Genomic DNA, 16,342 nt, shown 5'->3' on the forward strand with positions numbered 1-16,342 from the left:
GGCCCGGTGCTGTCCGTGGGCTGTGGCTGCGGTCCGTTCAGGGGGCCAGTGCCGTCAGGGTCCGTTCGCCGCCCGGGTCGCCCGCCGTCGCCGGTACCAGGGCCATCTCGTCCAGGCCCGCCTCGGCGTAGGCGGCCATCCGGGCCCGTGCGGTGGCGACGTCGCCGATGAGGCCGACGGTGGCCGCCGCCTCCTCCGGCAGCGCCCGCAGGAGGGTGTCCGCGTCGGCTCCCGTACGGGCCTGCGCGACCGCCTCGCCGAAGCCGGCCTCCTCGAACATCTCGCGGTAGCCGGGCACCGTGAGGTAGCCCACGACGCCGCGCATGACCTGGGTGAGGGAGGCGGGGTCGGGGTCGACGGCGGCGGGGACCCAGGCGGCCAGCTTCGGCGGGGTCCGCCCGGCCTCGTCGGCCGCGGCGACCAGCTTGGCGCGCAGGGTGCGGACCTGCTCGGGCGAGACCACGTCGAGGAGCATGCGGTCGGCGTACCGGGCGGCGACGGAGATCGCGCGGTCGCCGAAGGCCGCCACGGTGAGCGGACCGCCGGGCGGCCGGTGGCGGCGCGGAAAGACGCTGCCGGGCACGACCGGCCCGCCCGGCGCGCCGTGGAGCAGCTCCCGCAGGGCCGCGGCGGTCGCCTCCAGTACCGCCGCCGGACGTTCCCGGGCCCGGCCGTGCACGCCCTCGACCACCCGCTTGCTGGACGTGCCCAGCGCCACGCCGACCGGGCGGCCGGTGACCGCGGCCACCGAGGCCGCGCCCCGCGCGATGCCGTGCGGGTCGCGTACCGACACGGCGACCGGCCCGGCGGTGAGCGCGATCCGCCGCGTACCCGTTCCGACGGCCGCGGCCAGCACGAACGCGTCCCAGGTCGGCCCCTCCCCCAGCCACACCTCCGGGTATCCCAGCCGGTCTGCCTGCCCAGCCACCCGCAAGGGCTCGTCGAGGGGGCTGGCGTCCTCACGTGCGGCGGCCACGACGGTGATGTCCATGTCGGGTGCCCTACCCACCGGGCGCCCCCCGATCCGCGGGAGGCCGGGCGGACGTCCCGGGCGGACGTCCCGGGCGGATGTCCCGGGCGGGTCGCGCCGGGTAGCGTCCGGCTCATGGACAGCGGCACGAACAGCGGATTCGACACGCAGGGCGTCGGGATCACCGTGCGCCGGGCCCTGGAGCTGCCCGGACTGCGCAGCGGTCTGCCGGAGATCCTCGCGGGCGCCGACCGCATGCAGCGCACGGTGCGCTGGGTGCACGCCGGTGAGGTGCCCAACATCGCCTCGCTGCTCAAGGGCGGCGAACTGCTGCTGACCACGGGGTACGGCCTCGGCACCCGTCCCGCCGAGCAGCGGGCGTTCGTGCGCACGCTGGCCGACCGCGGCATCGCGGCCCTCGTCGTGGAGCTGGGCCCGCGCTTCACCCGGCTGCCCGCGGCGCTGGTCGACACGGCCCGTGCGGCCGGGCTGCCGCTGGTGCAGCTGCACCGCGAGGTGCCGTTCGTGGCGGTCACCGAGGAGATCCACACCGAGATCGTCAACGGCCACTACGCGCTGCTCCAGCGGGCCGAGGAGGTGCACCGCCGCTGCACCGAGGCGCTGCTGGGCGGCGGCGGAGTGCCCCAGGTCCTCGCCATTCTGGCCGACTTCGCCGGCAACCCGGTCTTCCTGGAGACCACCGACGGCCGCCTGCTGTACGCCGCCGGTGCCGGGCCCGAGGGGGCCGACCCCCTCCAGGTCTGGGAGGGGCTGCGGGACCCGCACAAGGACGCGCCGCCTCCGGCGGGCTCGGTCCTCGTGGACGTGCCCGGCGGCGGCCCCGGCGCCGGGTCGGTGCGCGCCCGCCTCGTCCTGCTGCCGGTACGGTCCTCGCCCGCGCCGGTGCACCGGATGGCGGCGGAGCGGGCGGCGGGCATCCTCGCCGTGGTGCTGATGCAGGCGCGGCAGGAGGAGGAGCTGGCGGCACGCGGGCGGGGCGACTTCCTCACCGACCTCGCCGAGGGCCGGATCACCGCCGAGGACGCCCCCGCACAGGCCCGCGTCCTGGGCTTCAAGCCGGGCGCCGGCCCGCTGCTCCCGGTGGTGATGCGGCTCGGCGACGCCCTGTCCCCGGCGGGCGGCGGCTGGGCCGTGCTGGCCCGCGCGGTCGCCGAGGAGCTGGCGTCGGTGGGAGTGCCGGTCCTGCTGGGCGTGCGGCCGGTGGAGGGGCGGGTCCCGCTGCTGCTGGGGCTGCGGTCGGAGTCCGAGCGGGCGGCGGTCGCCGACCGGGTCGCGGCTGCGCTGCGGGCGGGCGTGGAGCGGGCCGGGATGCGGCGTCCCGGGGCGCAGCCCCCCGTCGTGGTCGTCGGGGTGTCCGGCGGCTGGGCGGCGGCCTCGGCGGGCCTCAGGCACGCGGCGGAGACGGCGAGCGCGGCGCAGGGCCTGACCGACCGGCCCTGGTACGACGCGCGGCGCCTGGACATCGACCTGCTGCTGTGGCGGCTGCGCGACCACCCGGACCTCGCCGCGTTCGTGGACCGGGCGATCGGCCCGCTGCGGGACCACGACGACCGCTCCAAGCCGCCCCTGCTGCCCACCCTCCAGACGTACTTGGCCCACGCCGGCCGCAAGGCGGAGACGGCGCGCGAACTCCACCTCAACCGGCAGACCCTCTACAACCGGCTCGCCAGGATCGGGGAGTTGCTGGGCACGGACCTCGACGACCCGCAGACCGTACTGGCGTTGAGCCTGGCCCTGCGCGCCCGTCGGCACGTGCCGTAGGCGGCGGGGCCCGGGCGGGTGCCTAGAGCAACGGCGTGGGCTGCGTCAACTCGTCGTAGATGCTCAGCACCTGCGCGACGGTCTCGTCCTCGGTCGGCCACGTGGCCGCCTGCCGCGCGCCCCGCTCGCGGAGTTCGTCCTGCCGCCCGGGGTCGGCGAGCAGACGGACCACGGCGTCGGCGAGGGCCTCCGCGTCCCCCGGCGGGACGAGTTCGGCGGCGTCGCCGACCAGCTCGGGGATGCCGCCGACGGCACAGGCCACGAGTGGTACGCGCGCGTGGAGCGCCTCCTGGGCGAGGACGGAACGCCCCGGCTCCCGGCGGCTCGGCAGCAGCGCGAGGTCGGCCGCCGCCAGCAGGTCGGGCACGTCGTCGCGGCTGCCGACGAGCACCACCGGCAGCCCCTCGCCCTCGATCCGGCCCTGCAACTCGCCGCGCAGCGGCCCCTCCCCGGCGACCACCACCAGCGGCGCCGGGTCGAGGCGGCGCCACACCCGGGCGGCGTCGAGCAGCACGTCGTACCCGCGGTGCCGTTCGAGCGATCCGACCGCCACCAGCAACGGCCGGTCGATGGCGCCGAGTTCGGCCCGGACCTTGGGGCGCAGCCGGTCGGGGTCGTCGGGTCCGGCCGGGGGGCCCGGCCGGCCGGGGAGTGCGACGGGCCCGAGGCGGGCGTCCCGGGCGCCCGTCCGCCGTGCCCCGTCGACCAGTTCCGAGGTGGCGCCGAGCACGACGGTGGCGGCCTTCATCACCCGCCGCTCCAGCACGCGCAGCAGCTGGCCGCGGGCCCCCTCGGCGTGCGCCCGGTCGTGCCAGGTGACGACGAGCGGAGTGCGTACGCGCCGTCCGCCGAGGGCCAGGGCGGCCCGGAAGGAGGCGTGCAGTCCGTGCGCGTGCACCAGGTCGGCTTCCGCGCACACCGTCCGCAGCGCGGCCACCGAGACGGGATCGCTGCTGCGCGGCACGTGCACGTGGTCGGCCCCGGCGCCGGTGAAGTCGTAGGTGCACTCCGCATCGGAGGGGGCGCACACCGTCACCTTCACGCCCCGCGCGACGAGCCCGGCGGCCAGTGAGCGCACGTGCGCGCTGCTGCCGGCGTTGCCACCGCCCAGCACCTGCACGGTGCGCAGCGGCGACTGGCCGTGCGGTGACTGGCTGCTCACGGGGGTCACCTGGCCGGGGCTCCTGGTTCGGCGGGAGACGGTCACGAAGGACGTGGGAACGCGGGGACGGTCACGAAGAACGTACAGAAGGATGGTGCGGACGGGGTGCGCCGGGCGGATTCCCGTGCGCCGCTCCGTCAAGGATGCCAGGCCGCACGGGTGTTCCGGGAACGACGACCGCCACGACCGGACGACCGGCGGGACAACGACACGGAACCACCCCACTCTTACGAGTGAACGTCACGCCGTCGCACCGGCCACCCGGGGCGTACGTCCAGGAGACCGACGACGTACGCCCGCCCGGCCCCGGAGTCCCTACCGGTCGTCCTGGGCAGCCCGGAGTCCCTACCGGTCGGCCCGGGCCGTTTCCAGCAGTTCCTCCGCGTGGGCGCGGGCCGTCTCCGAGTCCTCCTGGCCGGCGAGCATGCGGGAGAGTTCCCGGACGCGTTCCTCGCCCTCCAGGACCTTCACGCCGGAGCGGGTCACCGAGCCGTCGTTCGTCTTCTCCACCAGCAGCTGCCGGTCGGCGAACGCGGCCACCTGCGGCAGATGTGTGACGACCACGACCTGCGCGCTCTTCGCCAGCCGCGCCAGCCGCCGCCCGATCTCCACCGCCGCCTTGCCGCCGACCCCGGCGTCGACCTCGTCGAACAGGTAGGTCGGCACGGGATCGGTGCCCGCGAAGACGACCTCCACCGCCAGCATCACACGCGACAGCTCACCACCGGAGGCGCCCTTGGCGATCGGCCGCGGCGGCGCTCCGGGGTGCGGGGCCAGCAGCAGCTCGACCTCGTCGGCGCCCGACGGCCCGCAGGCGACCGTCCGCCCGCCGACCTCGACGCCCTCCGGATCCTCGGTCTGCCGGATGTCGAACGACACGCGCGCGTGGGGCATGGCGAGCGACGCCAGCTCGGCGGTCACCGCCGCGGCGAACCGCTCGGCGGCCTCGGTCCGCGCGTCGGTCAGTGCCTGGGCGAGCCCGCCCAGTTCCGCCCGCAGCGCGTCCCGCTCGGCGGTCAGCTCGCCGATCCGCTCGTCGTCGCCGTCCAGCTCGGTCAGCCGCGCGGCACTCTGCTCGGCCCAGCTCAGCACGGCCGCGACGTCCTCGCCGTACTTCCGGGTCAGCGCGGTGAGCGCGGCCCGGCGCTCCTCGACCGCCGCCAGCCGCAGCGGGTCGGCGTCCAGGTCGTCGGCGTAACCGGCGAGCTCCCCGGCCACGTCGCGCAGCAGGATGCCGACCTCACCGATCCGCTCGGCGAGCCCGGCCAGCGCCGGGTCGTGGGACCGTACGGCGTCCAGGGCCCGCTGCGCGCCCGCGACGAGCGTGGCGCCGTCCACGCCCTCGGGATCCTCCGGGTCGCCCGCCAGGGCGGCGTGCGCGACCGTGGCGGCCGACGCGAGCGCCTCGGCGTGTCCCAGCCGCTCCGCCTCCTCCGCCAGCTCCACGTCCTCACCGGCACGCGGCTCGACCGCCGCGATCTCGTCGAGGCCGTAGCGCAGCAGATCGGCCTCCTGGGCGCGCTCACGCGCGCGTGTGGTGATCTCCTCCAGCTCACGGGCGACGGCCCGCAGCCGACGGTAGGCCTCCGCGTACTTGGCGAGCGGCCCGGCGACCGCGTCGCCCGCGTACCGGTCCAGGGCCTGACGCTGCCGGGTCAGTTTCAGCAGTCCCTGCTGGTCGGTCTGCCCGTGCACGGCCACCAGCTCGTCGGCCAGCTCGGCGAGCATCCCCACCGGCACCGACCGCCCGCCCAGGTGCGCGCGCGATCTCCCCTCGGCGGAAACGGTACGGCTGATCAGCAGCGCCCCGTCGTCCAGCTCGGCCCCGGCCTCCTCGGCCCGCACGGCGGCCGCGGCGTCGCCGGGCACGGCGATACGCCCCTCGACGACCGCGTTCTTCGCCCCGATCCGCACCAGCGCCGCGTCGGCGCGTCCGCCCAGGAGCAGCCCCAGACTGGTGACCACCATGGTCTTGCCGGCACCCGTCTCACCGGTGACAGCGGTGAACCCGGGCGACAGCTCGACCACGGCGTCGTCGATGACCCCGAGCGACCGTATCCGCATCTCCTCAAGCACGGACACGACCTTACGAGGTCGAGGGTGGAAAGCGCACACAGGCCGCCCTCGTCACGCCGGGCGAGCGCATGCCGCCCAGGGGCGCGGGACGTGCTGACAGCGGCTGCGCCGCGGGCGCGACCAGCCACAACGCACCCGCACCCCGCGACGCACCGAAACCACCCCTTCGAGACCGCTAGTGCGGCGCCCCGCGCCACCCCGACACCGGCAACGCGAACTTCGCCACCAGCCGGTCGGTAAACGACGCATGGTGCAACCGGGCCAACCGCACCGGCACCGCCCCCCGCCGCACCTCCACCCGCGCCCCGGGCGGCAACTCCACCGTCCGCCGCCCGTCACACCACAACACCCCCGGCGGGACGTGCGGCAGCACCTCCACCGCGAGCACCGAGTCCGGCGAGGTCACCAGCGGCTTCGCGAACAGCGCGTGGGCGCTGATCGGCACCATCAGCAGCGCCTCCACCTCGGGCCACACCACAGGACCGCCGGCCGAGAAGGCGTACGCCGTCGACCCGGTCGGCGTGGACAGCACGATGCCGTCGCAGCCGAACCCGGTCACCGGCCGACCGTCGATCTCCAGCACGACTTCCAGCAGCTTCTCGGCGCCGGCTTTCTGCACGGCCGCCTCGTTGAGCGCCCAGTCGGTGTGCACGATGTCGCCGTTGCGGTGCACGACGACGTCGACGGTCATCCGCTCCTCGACCTCGTAGGCCCGGTTCACCACCCGGTCGACGACCTTGTCGAGGTCGTCGCGCTCGGCCTCCGCGAGGAAGCCCACCCGGCCGAGGTTGACGCCGAGCATCGGCACCCCGGAGGCGCGGGCGAACTCGGCGCCGCGCAGCAGCGTGCCGTCGCCGCCCAGCACGATCAGCAGCTCGCACCCGTCCAGGCACTGCGGAGTGGCCTCGCCGACCAGCCCCACCTCACCCGGCAGCGGCAGGTCGCGCGCCTCGGCCTCCAGGACCCGTACGCCGATCCCGGCCCGCAGCAGCCCCTTGACCACCAGCTCCGCGCTGCGGATGGCAGCGGGGCGCCCGGTGTGGGCGAGCAGGAAAACAGTACGCGCTCGGTTCTGTGTCAACGCGGCCCCTCCGCCACTGCACGGTCAACGTCGGCCGGGTCCAGTTCACCGGCCCCGGCCCGCAGCCACAGAAAGTACTCGACGTTCCCGGAGGGACCCGGCAGCGGACTGGCGGTGACCCCCTTCACCCCGAGCCCCAGCTCCCAGGCCTTCCGCGCGACTCCCCGCACGGCCTCGGCCCGCAGCTGCGCGCTGCGTACCACTCCCCCGCTGCCCAGCCGCTCCTTCCCCACCTCGAACTGCGGCTTCACCATCATCACCAGGTCGGCGTCCGGCCGGGTGCACCGCACCAGGGCCGGCAGTACCAGTCCGAGCGGGATGAAGGACAGATCCCCCACGACCAGGTCCACGGGCTCCCCATCGATCGCTTCCGGTGTCAACTCCCGTACGTTCGTACGGTCCTTGACGGTCACGCGTTCATCCTGCCGGAGACTCCACGCGAGTTGTCCGTATCCGACGTCCACGGCGACGACGTGCGCGGCGCCCGACCGCAGCAGTACGTCGGTGAAGCCGCCGGTGGAGGCGCCGGCGTCCAGGGCCCGCCGCCCCTCGACGACGAGGCCCTGCGGTACGAAGGCGGCGAGGGCGCCGGCGAGCTTGTGGCCGCCGCGCGAGACGTAGTCGGGGTCGTCGTCGTCGGCGGTCACGACGATCGCGGCGGCGGTCTCGACCTGCGTGGCGGGTTTGGTCGCGACGGTCTTGCCGACGGTGACCCGCCCGGCGGCGATCAGCTGGCTCGCGTGCTCGCGCGAGCGCGCCAGCTTGCGGCGCACCAGCTCCGCGTCGAGACGGCGGCGTGCGACTCCTGCCACGTTCGGTTCAGCTCCTGCGGTCGTACGGTGATGGCGACGGGGGCGCCGGTGGTCCCGGGCGCCCCGGAGGTTCCGGCGGTCCCGGGCGGGCGTCGAGCGCGGTGAGCGCGTCGCGCAGCCCCCGGTGTACATCCTCGTACACCTCCACGTGTCCGTCGGTGGCGAGGTGGTCGGCGTCGGCCAGCCGCGCCAGCCGGGCGTCGACCTCGGCGTTCCCGGTGGGGGTGCGGGGGACGTCCAGCGGTGCGGGGGCGGCCGGCTCGTACCCGGGGCCCGGGTGGGCACCGGGCTCCGTCTCCTGGGGCTGGGGCTGGGGCTCCGGTACTGCGTCGCTCATGCCCCGACGCTACCGCGTGGCTGGGGTACGGTCGGTCCCGATGGCGACGACTGAGGAGTGCCGTGCCGCACTCGACAAGCTCTCGGACAACATGCGGGGCGCCGAAGGGGACGTGCGGTCGGCCACGGAGCTGGACCGCTCGGTGAGCTGCCACATCACCGACCTGGACGTCACCTTCGCCGGACGCATGGCCGACGGCCGCATCGACGTGCGCGAGACCCTGGAGGGGCCGCCGCGCGAGAAGGCGGAGATCAGGCTGGCGATGACCGGCGACGACCTGGTGGCCCTGGTGGCGGGCGAACTGAACTTCGCCAAGGCGTGGGGCTCGGGCCGGGTGAGGCTGGAGGCGGGCCTGCGCGATCTGTTCCGGCTCAGGAAGCTCCTGTAGCGACCGCCCTCACCTGCTTGTTCACCTGCTTGGTGCGCCCCTTGCGGGCGGCCGGCACCACCAGCGGCGTACCCGTCTCCGGGTCGTCGATGACCTGGCAGCGCAGCCCGAAGACCCGCTCGACCAAGTCGGCGGTGACGATCTCCTTCGGCGCGCCCTCGGCGATGACCTGCCCGTCGCGCAGGGCGATGAGGTGGGTGGCGTAGCGGGCGGCGTGGTTGAGGTCGTGCAGCACGGCCACGAGGGTGCGGCCCTGCTCCTCGTGGAGTTCCGCGCACAGGTCGAGGACGTCGATCTGGTGCTGGATGTCCAGGTACGTCGTCGGCTCGTCGAGCAGCAGCAGCGGGGTCTGCTGGGCGAGCGCCATGGCGATCCACACGCGCTGGCGCTGTCCGCCGGAGAGTTCGTCGACGTAGCGGTCGGCCAGCTCGGAGATGCCGGTCTGGGCCATCGACTCCTGGACGACCCGCTCGTCCTCGGTCGACCACTGGCGCAGGATGCCCTGGTGCGGGTAGCGGCCGCGGCCGACGAGGTCGCCGACGGTGATGCCGTCGGGCGCGATGGAGGACTGCGGGAGCAGGCCGAGGGTCCGGGCGACCTGCTTGGCGGGCATCGACTGGATGACCGACCCGTCGAGCAGCACCCGGCCCTGGCTCGGCTTGAGCATCCGTGACAGGGCGCGCAGCAGGGTGGACTTGCCGCACGCGTTCGGGCCGACGATCACGGTGAAGGAGTTGTCGGGTATCTCCACCGACAGCTTCTCCGCGATGACCCGCTGGTCGTAGGCGAGGGTGACGTTCTCGGCGGTCAGGCGGTTCACGTTGCTCCTTTGGTTCTCGGGCCCGCTGCGGGTGTCGGCGCCGGCGCTCATACCCGGCCCGCCTTGCGCTCGGTGACCAGCAGCCACAGCAGGTAGACGCCGCCCAGTACGCCGGTGACGACGCCCACGGGCAGCTGGTCGGCACCGAAGACACGCTGGGAGACGAAGTCCGCGCTGACCAGCAGGGCTGCGCCCATGCACAGGGACGGCAGCAGGTTGGGGCCGGGCGAGCGGGTCAGGCGCCGGGCGAGCTGCGGCGCGGTGAGCGCCACGAAGCCGACCGGTCCGGCGGCGGCGGTGGCCGAGGCGGTGAGCAGCACCGCGGCCACCATCAGCAGCGCCCGCACCCGCTCGACCCGCACACCGAGGGCGTAGGAGATGTCGTCGCCCATCTCCATCATCCGCAGCGCCCGTCCGTTGGTGAGCACGAGCGGCACGAGCACGGCGCACAGCGTGAGCAGGGGCCAGACCTGGTCCCAGTCGCGGCCGTTGAGGGAGCCGGTCATCCAGACGACGGCGCGGGAGGCGTCGACGATGTCGGCCCGGGTGAGCAGGTAGCCGTTGACCGCCGTGACCATCGCGGACACGCCGATGCCGACCAGGACCAGCCGGTATCCGTGCACGCCCCGCTTCCAGGCGAGCAGATAGATGGCGAGACCGGTCACCAGGCCGCCGACGAGCGCGCCCACGGTGACCTGGGCCGAGCTGCCGGAGAACAGGACGATCATGATGAGCGCGCCGGCCGTCGCACCCTGCCCGAGGCCGAGCACGTCCGGACTGCCGAGCGGGTTGCGGGAGATGGCCTGGAAGAGGGCACCGCCGACGCCGAGTGCGCCGCCGACGAGCAGTCCGACCAGGACCCGCGGCAGCCGCAGCTCGTTGACGATGAACTCCTGTCCGGCGTTGCCCTGGCCGACCAGGGTCTTCAGCACGTCGGCGGCCGGTATGTCGAAGTCGCCGGTGCCGATCAGCAGCACGCTCGCGGCGAGCGCGAGGAGCAACAGCAGCGCGACGACGACCACGGCCCGCACGTCCAGGCGGAAGGACAGCCCGCCCGGGTTGCGCACGGCACGGTTGCTCTTCCCGGTCTTTCCGGTCTTTCCGGTTTTCCCGGTCTTCTCGGTCTTCTCGGTCTTCTCGGTCTTCTCGGTCTTCACAGCTGGGCCGTCCTCCGCCGTCGTACGAGAAAGATGAAGACCGGCCCGCCGAGGACGGCGGTGACGATGCCGACCTGGAGTTCCGAGGGCCGGGCGACGATCCGGCCGAGGACGTCCGCGCCCAGCAGCAGCACCGGGGACAGGATCGCCGCGTAGGGCAGGATCCAACGCATGTCGGGTCCGGTGAAGGAGCGGACGATGTGCGGGATCATCAGCCCGACGAAGACGATCGGCCCGCAGGCCGCGGTCGCGGCGCCGCACAGCACGGTCGCGGCGAGCATGGACAGCGCCCGGGTGCGGTTCAGGTTGGCACCGAGGGCCTTGGCGGTGTCGTCGCCCATCTCCATGGCGTTGAGCGGCCGGGCGAGTGCGAGGGCGAGCACCGTGCCCACCACGAAGAACGGCAGCACCTCCCGGATGGTGCCGGTCGTCGCCGAGGCGAGCGAACCGACCGTCCAGAAGCGCATCCTGCCCAGCGCCGCGTCGTCCATGATCATCACGGCCTGGAGGTAGCCGAAGAGCGCGGCGCTGATCGCGGTGCCGGCCAGCACGAGCCGCACCGGCGTGGCCCCCCGGCTGCCGCCCAGGAACCAGACCAGCGCGCCGACTCCCGCCGCACCGGCGAAGGCGAACCACACGTATCCGGTCAGCGAGGTGACGCCGAAGAAGGTGATGCCCGTGACCACGGCCGCGGAGGCGCCCGCGTTGATGCCGAGCAGTCCCGGGTCGGCCAGCGGATTACGGGTCAGTGCCTGCAGCACGGCTCCCGCGAGGCCGAGGGCGGCCCCGGCCAGCAGACCGAGGACGGTGCGCGACAGCCGCTCGCCGACCACGACGTCGCCGTAGGTGCCCGAGTCGTGGAAGAGGCCGTGCCAGACCTCCGCCAGGGACAGGTCCTTCGCGCCGATCGCGATGCTCGCCAACACGATCAACACCAGGACCGCCACGGCGACGGGCAGCCCCGCGGCACGCAGGACACGGCGCTTGGCGGGCGGCGCGGGAGCGGTCTCCGCGCGCTGTTCGGGGGGACTGTCGACCAACACGCAGTTAGGTTAGCCTACCCTGCCAATCGATCACGATCCCCGAGCCTTCCCGGGGCCGCCCGGCCCGGCACACACGCACCCTGTACGCACACCGGTCCGCGACCGGACGCCTTCCCCGTACTCCGCGTCACAACCCCAACCGCGCCAGCGCCTTCCCCGAGTCCAGCCCGCATCCCTGCTCTCCGCCGGCCGTCCAGGCCGCCGCGCACAGGACACGCAGCCCGTCCAGCGCCGCGCCGTCGCCGTCCAGCTCCAGCCGCTCCCCGCCGGCCGTCGCCGTCCAACCCCCGCAGCGAAAGCCTCCCTCCGCGTCGCCGGTGACCTCCGGCTGTCCGGTGAGCAGCCCGCGCAGATCGGCGTCGACGTACGTCGGCCGGTGCCGCGGCGGCGCCGCCAGCAGCTGCGCCCCGTCGGTCACACCGGTCAGGACGAGCAGCGAGTCGACCTCCCCGTTGAACGCCCCCTCGATGTCCGTGTCCAGCCGGTCGCCCACCACCAACGGACGCCGGGCGCCGGTCCGCAGGATCGTCTCCCGGTGCATGGGGGGCAAGGGCTTGCCCGCGACCTGCGGCTCGGCGCCGGTCGCGATCCGCACGACCTCCACCGCCGCGCCGTTGCCCGGGGCGATCCCGCGGGCGCCCGGGATGGTCAGGTCGGTGTTGGAGGCGTACCAGGGCACGCCCCGCGCGATCGCGTAGCAGGCCTCGGCGAACCGGCCCCACGGCAGCTCCGGCCCGCCGAAGCCCTGCACCACGGCCGCCGGATCGTCCTCGGCCGACTCCACGGGCTCGAGACCGCGCTCACGCAGCGCCACGCGCAGCCCTTCGCCGCCGATCACCAGCACCCGCGCCCCCGGGGGCAGCTGCTCGGCCATCAGCCGGGCCACCGCCTGCGCCGACGTGATGACGTCCTCGGCGCCCGTCGGTATGCCCAGCTCGGTCAGGTGCGCGGCCACCACGTCGGGGGTCCGGAGCGCGTTGTTGGTGACGTAGGCCAGGCGCATGCCGCCGTCGCGGGCCGCGGCGAGGGAGTCGACGGCGTGAGCGATCGCGTTCCCCCCGGCGTACACCACGCCGTCCAGGTCGAGCAGCGCCGTGTCGTACGCCTCACTCAGGTCCGGCCCGCTGCCCGCGGGCCTCGTCCTGACGCTCCGGCTCATTGCACATCGCTCCTCGTTCGTCGCCTTTCCCCCGATCATCCCCCATGCCACTGACACACGTACGATGCCGGGATGAACTCTGCAGGTCACCCGGAAGCAACGGCGCGCCGGGGCCTGGAACTCACCCCGTTCCGAGGCCTCCGCTACGACCCCGACCGGGTCGGCAGCCTGGCCGCCGTGACCTCCCCTCCCTACGACGTCGTGGTCCGCCCCGACGGCCTGCTCCACCTCGAGTCCGCCGACCCGTACAACATCGTCCGGCTGATCCTGCCCCAGGCCGCCACCCCCGAGGCGCGCAACGAGCAGGCCGCCCGCACCCTGCGGCGCTGGACGGCGGAGGGCGTCCTGACCACCGACCCCGAACCGGGCCTGTACGTCTACGAACAACGCGACCGCGAGGGCATGCTGCAGCGCGGCATCATCGGCGCCCTGCGCGTGTCGGACCCCTCCGAGCAGGTGGTCCTGCCGCACGAGGACGTCATGCCCCACGTCGTCGCCGACCGCGCGGCACTCATGCGGGCCACCCGGGCGAACCTCGAGCCCCTCCTGCTGACCTACCGTGGCGACGACGGGACGCCGGCCACCACCGCCCTCCTGGAGCGCACCGCCGAGCAGCCGCCGCTCCTCTCCACGACCACGGAGGACGGCTTCTGCCACCGCCTGTGGTCGGTCACCGACCCGGACACCGTGGCCCGCGTCCGGGCCGAGCTGTCCCGGCACCAGGCCCTCATCGCCGACGGCCACCACCGCTGGGCCACCTACCGCACCCTCCGCGCCGAGCACCCTTCGCCCAGCCCGTGGGACCACGGCCTGGTCCTCCTGGTCGACACGGCCCGCTACCCGCTCCGCGTCCGCGCCATCCACCGGCTGCTGCACGGCGTCCCGGTGCACGAGGCCGTGGCCGCCCTCGCCGGACACTTCCGCGTCCGCCGCCTCGGCACGCCCCTGGACGAGTCACTGGAAACCTTGGCGAAGGCGGCCGACGCGGGCAACGCCTTCCTCCTCGCCGGCGACGGCGCCTTCCACCTCGTCGACCTGCCCGACCCCGGACTGCTGGCCCGCACGGTCCCCACCGACCGGCCCGAGGCCTGGCGCACGCTGGACGCCACCGTCCTGCACGCCGCACTCCTCGCCCACGTCTGGCACGTTCCGGACGACTCGGCGTCCCACATCTCCTACATCCACGACACGGCGGCCACCGTCGAGAAGGCCGAGCGCGACGGCGGTACGGCGGTGCTGATGCACCCGGTCCGCGAGGAGGTCGTCCGCGAACTGGCCCGACAAGGCGTCACGATGCCCCGCAAGTCGACGTCCTTCGGCCCGAAGCCGGCCTCGGGCCTGGTACTGCGCCCACTCGACGCCTGACGGGGCCCGACGAACGCCGAGGGGGCGGGCCCGTGAACCGGTCCCGCCCCCTCGACTCGCCGTCAGGCATCAAGCCGTCAGGCCATCAGTCCTTGTCGCCGTCCTCGGCGGAAGGGCTCTCCCCGTCGCTCTCGGACTCACCCTCGTCCAGAGCGTCCATGAACTCCACGCCGTCCAGCTCGGCGAGCCGGTCGGAGGCGTCCGTGCTGCCGTCCCGGTCCGACTCCACGGCCTTCGCGAACCACTCCCGCGCCTCCTGCTCCCGGCCTGCGGCCAGCAGCGCGTCGGCGTAGGCGTACCGCAGCCGCGCGGTCCACGGCTGCACGGAGTTGGAGGCGAGCTCGGGGCTCTGCAGCGTGACGATGGCCGCGTCCAGCTGCCCCATGTCACGCCGGGCACCGGCCGCGACGAGGCGCATCTCGACCTGACCGGCCTTGTCCAGCTTGTGCACCTCGGAGGCACCGGCCATGTCCAGCGCCTTCTCCGGCCGGCCGAGCCCGCGCTCGCAGTCGGCCATGACCGGCCACAGCTCGACGGAACCGGTCATCCGCCGAGCGGCCCGGAACTCCGCCAGTGCCTCGGCGTACTTCTGGTTGGCGTACGCGGCGAACCCGGCCGCCTCCCGTACGGCGGCGACGCGCGAGGCCAGGCGCAGGGCGACCCTGGAGTATCCGTACGCAGCCTCCGGGTCCTCGTCGAGCAGCCGCGCGACCATCACCAGGTTCCTGGCGACGTCCTCCGCGAGCGTCTTGGGCAGGCTCTGCAGTTCCTGCCGTACGTCCTTGTCGATCTCGTCACCCGTGACCTCCTCGGGGATCGGCAGCCGCTTGATCGGCTCCCGGTCCCGGTCGCGCTCCTCACGGAAGCGGCCACCGCCACCCTGCCGGTCGTCCCGGCCCCGGTAGCCGCCGGGCCGCCCTCCGCGGTCGTCACGACGAGGCCCACGGCTGCCACGGTCGTCGCGCCCGCGGAACCCACCACGGTCGCCACCCCGGCCGTCGTCACGCCGGTCGTCACGCCGGCCGAATCCGCCGCGCTCACCACGGTTGTCGTCCCGACGGAAGCCGCCACGCTCGCCACGGTCGTCCCGACGGTCGTCGCGCCGGAAGGCAGGACGGTCGTCCCGACGGGCATCACGCCGGTCGTCGCGCCGGTCATCGCGCCGGAAGGGAGGACGATCATCACGACGGTCGTCACGGCGATCGTCCCGACGGTCATCCCTGCGGTCGTCCCTGCGGTCGTCCCTGCGGTACGAGGGACGATCGCCGCGGTCATCGCGCCGGAAGGCGGGACGGTCGCCCCGGTCCCCGCGGTCGTCACGACGGTACGGGGGACGGTCGCCCCGGTCCCCGCGCTCACCGCGGTCGTCGCGGCGGAAGGACGGACGGTCACCACTCCGGTCATCCCGACGGAAACCCCGGTCGCCACCACGGTCCCGGTCGTCCCGACGCCCGTACCCGCCACCGCGGTTGTCCTCGCGACGACCGTCGCGGCGGTCGTCACGGCGGTCGTCACGGCGGTCGTCACGGCGGTCGTCGCGGCGGTCGTCCCGACGGAAGCCACCGCGCTGCCCACCACGGTCATCGCGCCGGTCGTCCCGACGGTCGTCGCGCCGGAAGGCGGGACGGTCGCCGCGCTCTCCGCGGTCGTCACGACGGTACGGGGGACGGTCGCCCCGGTCCGTGCGCTCACCGCGGTCGTCGCGGCGGAAGGACGGACGGTCACCACTCCGGTCATCCCGACGGAAACCCCGGTCGCCACCGCGATCGCGATCGTCCCGACGCGGCCCACGGTCTCGGTCGTCCCGGCCGAAGCCACCGCGCTGTCCGTGTCCGCCACGGTCGTCGCCCCGGCGGTCGTCTCGGCGGAACCCTCCGCGGTCCCCGCGCTGATCCCTGCGGTCACCGCGGTCACCACTGTCCCGTCGGCGCTGGTCGCGCTCCGGTCGGTCGTCGGGAGAGTTGGTGGCCATCGGTGACTCCTGTCTTCGGTACTGCAAGTCATTCTCGCGCAGCCGGGTACCCGGTGCGCCCTGGAAAAACGAAAGGACCCCTGGTCCCCAGCTGAACGCTGGGGACCAGGGGTCCTTTCCAAAGATTGTTCGGCGGCGTCCTACTCTCCCACAGGGTCCCCCCTGCAGTACCATCGGCGCTGTAAGGCTTAGCTTCCGGGTTCGAAATGTAACCGGGC

Annotated in this window: 15 protein-coding genes and 1 rRNA gene; 3 read left to right on the plus strand and 13 right to left on the minus strand. The window is 74.2% G+C overall.

The annotated features are described in order from the left end of the window. Nucleotides 1-37 precede the first annotated feature (37 nt). Nucleotides 38-991, minus strand: a complete 954-nt coding sequence (locus ACFYZ3_RS35940; RefSeq protein WP_388526883.1) for an LLM class F420-dependent oxidoreductase — start codon at nucleotides 989-991, stop codon at nucleotides 38-40. A 114-nt stretch (nucleotides 992-1,105) separates the two neighbouring features. Here ACFYZ3_RS35940 and ACFYZ3_RS35945 point away from each other — a divergent pair, with 114 nt between their 5' ends. Then, nucleotides 1,106-2,752 carry a PucR family transcriptional regulator gene (locus tag ACFYZ3_RS35945; protein ID WP_388526886.1) on the plus strand — a complete coding sequence of 549 codons (1,647 nt, stop codon included), beginning with the start codon at nucleotides 1,106-1,108 and terminating at the stop codon, nucleotides 2,750-2,752. Nucleotides 2,753-2,774: 22 nt separating this feature from the next. On the opposite strand, the gene ACFYZ3_RS35950 is transcribed toward ACFYZ3_RS35945, so the two are convergent. The 5 genes from ACFYZ3_RS35950 to ACFYZ3_RS35970 all read right to left on the minus strand — a co-directional run bounded on the left by ACFYZ3_RS35950 (nucleotide 2,775) and on the right by ACFYZ3_RS35970 (nucleotide 8,220). Continuing rightward, on the minus strand, nucleotides 2,775-3,923 hold the full coding sequence (locus ACFYZ3_RS35950) for a glycosyltransferase family 4 protein (protein WP_388526889.1): 1,149 nt from the start codon (nucleotides 3,921-3,923) through the stop codon (nucleotides 2,775-2,777). A 336-nt stretch (nucleotides 3,924-4,259) separates the two neighbouring features. Continuing rightward, on the minus strand, nucleotides 4,260-5,978 hold the full coding sequence (gene recN, locus ACFYZ3_RS35955) for a DNA repair protein RecN (protein WP_388526919.1): 1,719 nt from the start codon (nucleotides 5,976-5,978) through the stop codon (nucleotides 4,260-4,262). Nucleotides 5,979-6,165: 187 nt separating this feature from the next. Further along, nucleotides 6,166-7,071, minus strand: a complete 906-nt coding sequence (locus ACFYZ3_RS35960; RefSeq protein ID WP_356868411.1) for an NAD kinase — start codon at nucleotides 7,069-7,071, stop codon at nucleotides 6,166-6,168. Further along, a complete protein-coding gene (locus tag ACFYZ3_RS35965; RefSeq protein WP_388526893.1) occupies nucleotides 7,068-7,883 on the minus strand; it encodes a hemolysin in 816 nt (271 codons plus the stop codon). Before ACFYZ3_RS35965 ends, ACFYZ3_RS35960 begins: the two co-directional genes overlap by 4 nt. Nucleotides 7,884-7,890: 7 nt before the next feature. Further along, nucleotides 7,891-8,220 (minus strand): hypothetical protein, encoded by a 330-nt coding sequence (locus ACFYZ3_RS35970; protein ID WP_388526896.1) that lies wholly within the window; start codon nucleotides 8,218-8,220, stop codon nucleotides 7,891-7,893. 40 nt (nucleotides 8,221-8,260) lie between these two features. Here ACFYZ3_RS35970 and ACFYZ3_RS35975 point away from each other — a divergent pair, with 40 nt between their 5' ends. Further along, complete coding sequence (locus tag ACFYZ3_RS35975; protein WP_361016737.1) at nucleotides 8,261-8,608, plus strand: sterol-binding protein; 348 nt, start codon at nucleotides 8,261-8,263, stop codon at nucleotides 8,606-8,608. Here ACFYZ3_RS35975 and ACFYZ3_RS35980 read toward each other — a convergent pair. From ACFYZ3_RS35980 to ACFYZ3_RS35995, 4 genes are all read right to left on the minus strand, one after another. After that, nucleotides 8,592-9,479: an ABC transporter ATP-binding protein gene (locus ACFYZ3_RS35980; protein ID WP_388526899.1), complete on the minus strand. Its 888-nt coding sequence runs from the start codon at nucleotides 9,477-9,479 to the stop codon at nucleotides 8,592-8,594. The genes ACFYZ3_RS35975 and ACFYZ3_RS35980 overlap by 17 nt on opposite strands. Next, nucleotides 9,476-10,495 carry a FecCD family ABC transporter permease gene (locus ACFYZ3_RS35985; RefSeq protein ID WP_388526922.1) on the minus strand — a complete coding sequence of 340 codons (1,020 nt, stop codon included), beginning with the start codon at nucleotides 10,493-10,495 and terminating at the stop codon, nucleotides 9,476-9,478. The genes ACFYZ3_RS35980 and ACFYZ3_RS35985 overlap by 4 nt, the downstream gene beginning before the upstream one ends. 86 nt (nucleotides 10,496-10,581) lie before the next feature. Further along, on the minus strand, nucleotides 10,582-11,628 hold the full coding sequence (locus ACFYZ3_RS35990) for a FecCD family ABC transporter permease (protein ID WP_388526902.1): 1,047 nt from the start codon (nucleotides 11,626-11,628) through the stop codon (nucleotides 10,582-10,584). A gap of 127 nt (nucleotides 11,629-11,755) precedes the next feature. Then, nucleotides 11,756-12,787: an HAD hydrolase-like protein gene (locus ACFYZ3_RS35995; RefSeq protein ID WP_388526905.1), complete on the minus strand. Its 1,032-nt coding sequence runs from the start codon at nucleotides 12,785-12,787 to the stop codon at nucleotides 11,756-11,758. Between the two features lie 72 nt (nucleotides 12,788-12,859). Between ACFYZ3_RS35995 and ACFYZ3_RS36000 the strand changes: the two genes are divergently transcribed. Continuing rightward, entirely contained in the window at nucleotides 12,860-14,152 is a 1,293-nt protein-coding gene (locus ACFYZ3_RS36000; RefSeq protein WP_388526908.1) for a DUF1015 domain-containing protein, read from the plus strand. An 85-nt stretch (nucleotides 14,153-14,237) separates the two neighbouring features. On the opposite strand, the gene ACFYZ3_RS36005 is transcribed toward ACFYZ3_RS36000, so the two are convergent. The 3 genes from ACFYZ3_RS36005 to rrf form a co-directional block, all read right to left on the minus strand. Beyond that, nucleotides 14,238-14,975 (minus strand): hypothetical protein, encoded by a 738-nt coding sequence (locus tag ACFYZ3_RS36005; RefSeq protein ID WP_388526925.1) that lies wholly within the window; start codon nucleotides 14,973-14,975, stop codon nucleotides 14,238-14,240. After that, entirely contained in the window at nucleotides 14,867-16,057 is a 1,191-nt protein-coding gene (locus ACFYZ3_RS36010) for a hypothetical protein (protein ID WP_388526928.1), read from the minus strand. Before ACFYZ3_RS36010 ends, ACFYZ3_RS36005 begins: the two co-directional genes overlap by 109 nt. Nucleotides 16,058-16,251: 194 nt before the next feature. Beyond that, nucleotides 16,252-16,342: ribosomal RNA gene (gene rrf, locus ACFYZ3_RS36015) — 5S ribosomal RNA — on the minus strand; the annotation flags it as partial.

The organism is Streptomyces sp. NPDC001599 (assembly GCF_042893535.1).
Lineage (GTDB): Bacteria > Actinomycetota > Actinomycetes > Streptomycetales > Streptomycetaceae > Streptomyces.

Bases quoted from the DNA above. Each gene is read 5' to 3' on its own strand.
- ACFYZ3_RS35945 (WP_388526886.1), top strand. From the start codon at position 1,106: ATGGACAGCGGCACGAACAGCGGATTCGACACGCAGGGCGTCGGGATC.
- ACFYZ3_RS35970 (WP_388526896.1), bottom strand. From the start codon at position 8,220: ATGAGCGACGCAGTACCGGAGCCCCAGCCCCAGCCCCAGGAGACGGAG.
- ACFYZ3_RS35940 (WP_388526883.1), bottom strand. From the start codon at position 991: ATGGACATCACCGTCGTGGCCGCCGCACGTGAGGACGCCAGCCCCCTC.
- ACFYZ3_RS35980 (WP_388526899.1), bottom strand. From the start codon at position 9,479: ATGAGCGCCGGCGCCGACACCCGCAGCGGGCCCGAGAACCAAAGGAGC.
- ACFYZ3_RS36000 (WP_388526908.1), top strand. From the start codon at position 12,860: ATGAACTCTGCAGGTCACCCGGAAGCAACGGCGCGCCGGGGCCTGGAA.
- ACFYZ3_RS35975 (WP_361016737.1), top strand. From the start codon at position 8,261: ATGGCGACGACTGAGGAGTGCCGTGCCGCACTCGACAAGCTCTCGGAC.
- recN (WP_388526919.1), bottom strand. From the start codon at position 5,978: ATGCGGATACGGTCGCTCGGGGTCATCGACGACGCCGTGGTCGAGCTG.
- ACFYZ3_RS35995 (WP_388526905.1), bottom strand. From the start codon at position 12,787: ATGAGCCGGAGCGTCAGGACGAGGCCCGCGGGCAGCGGGCCGGACCTG.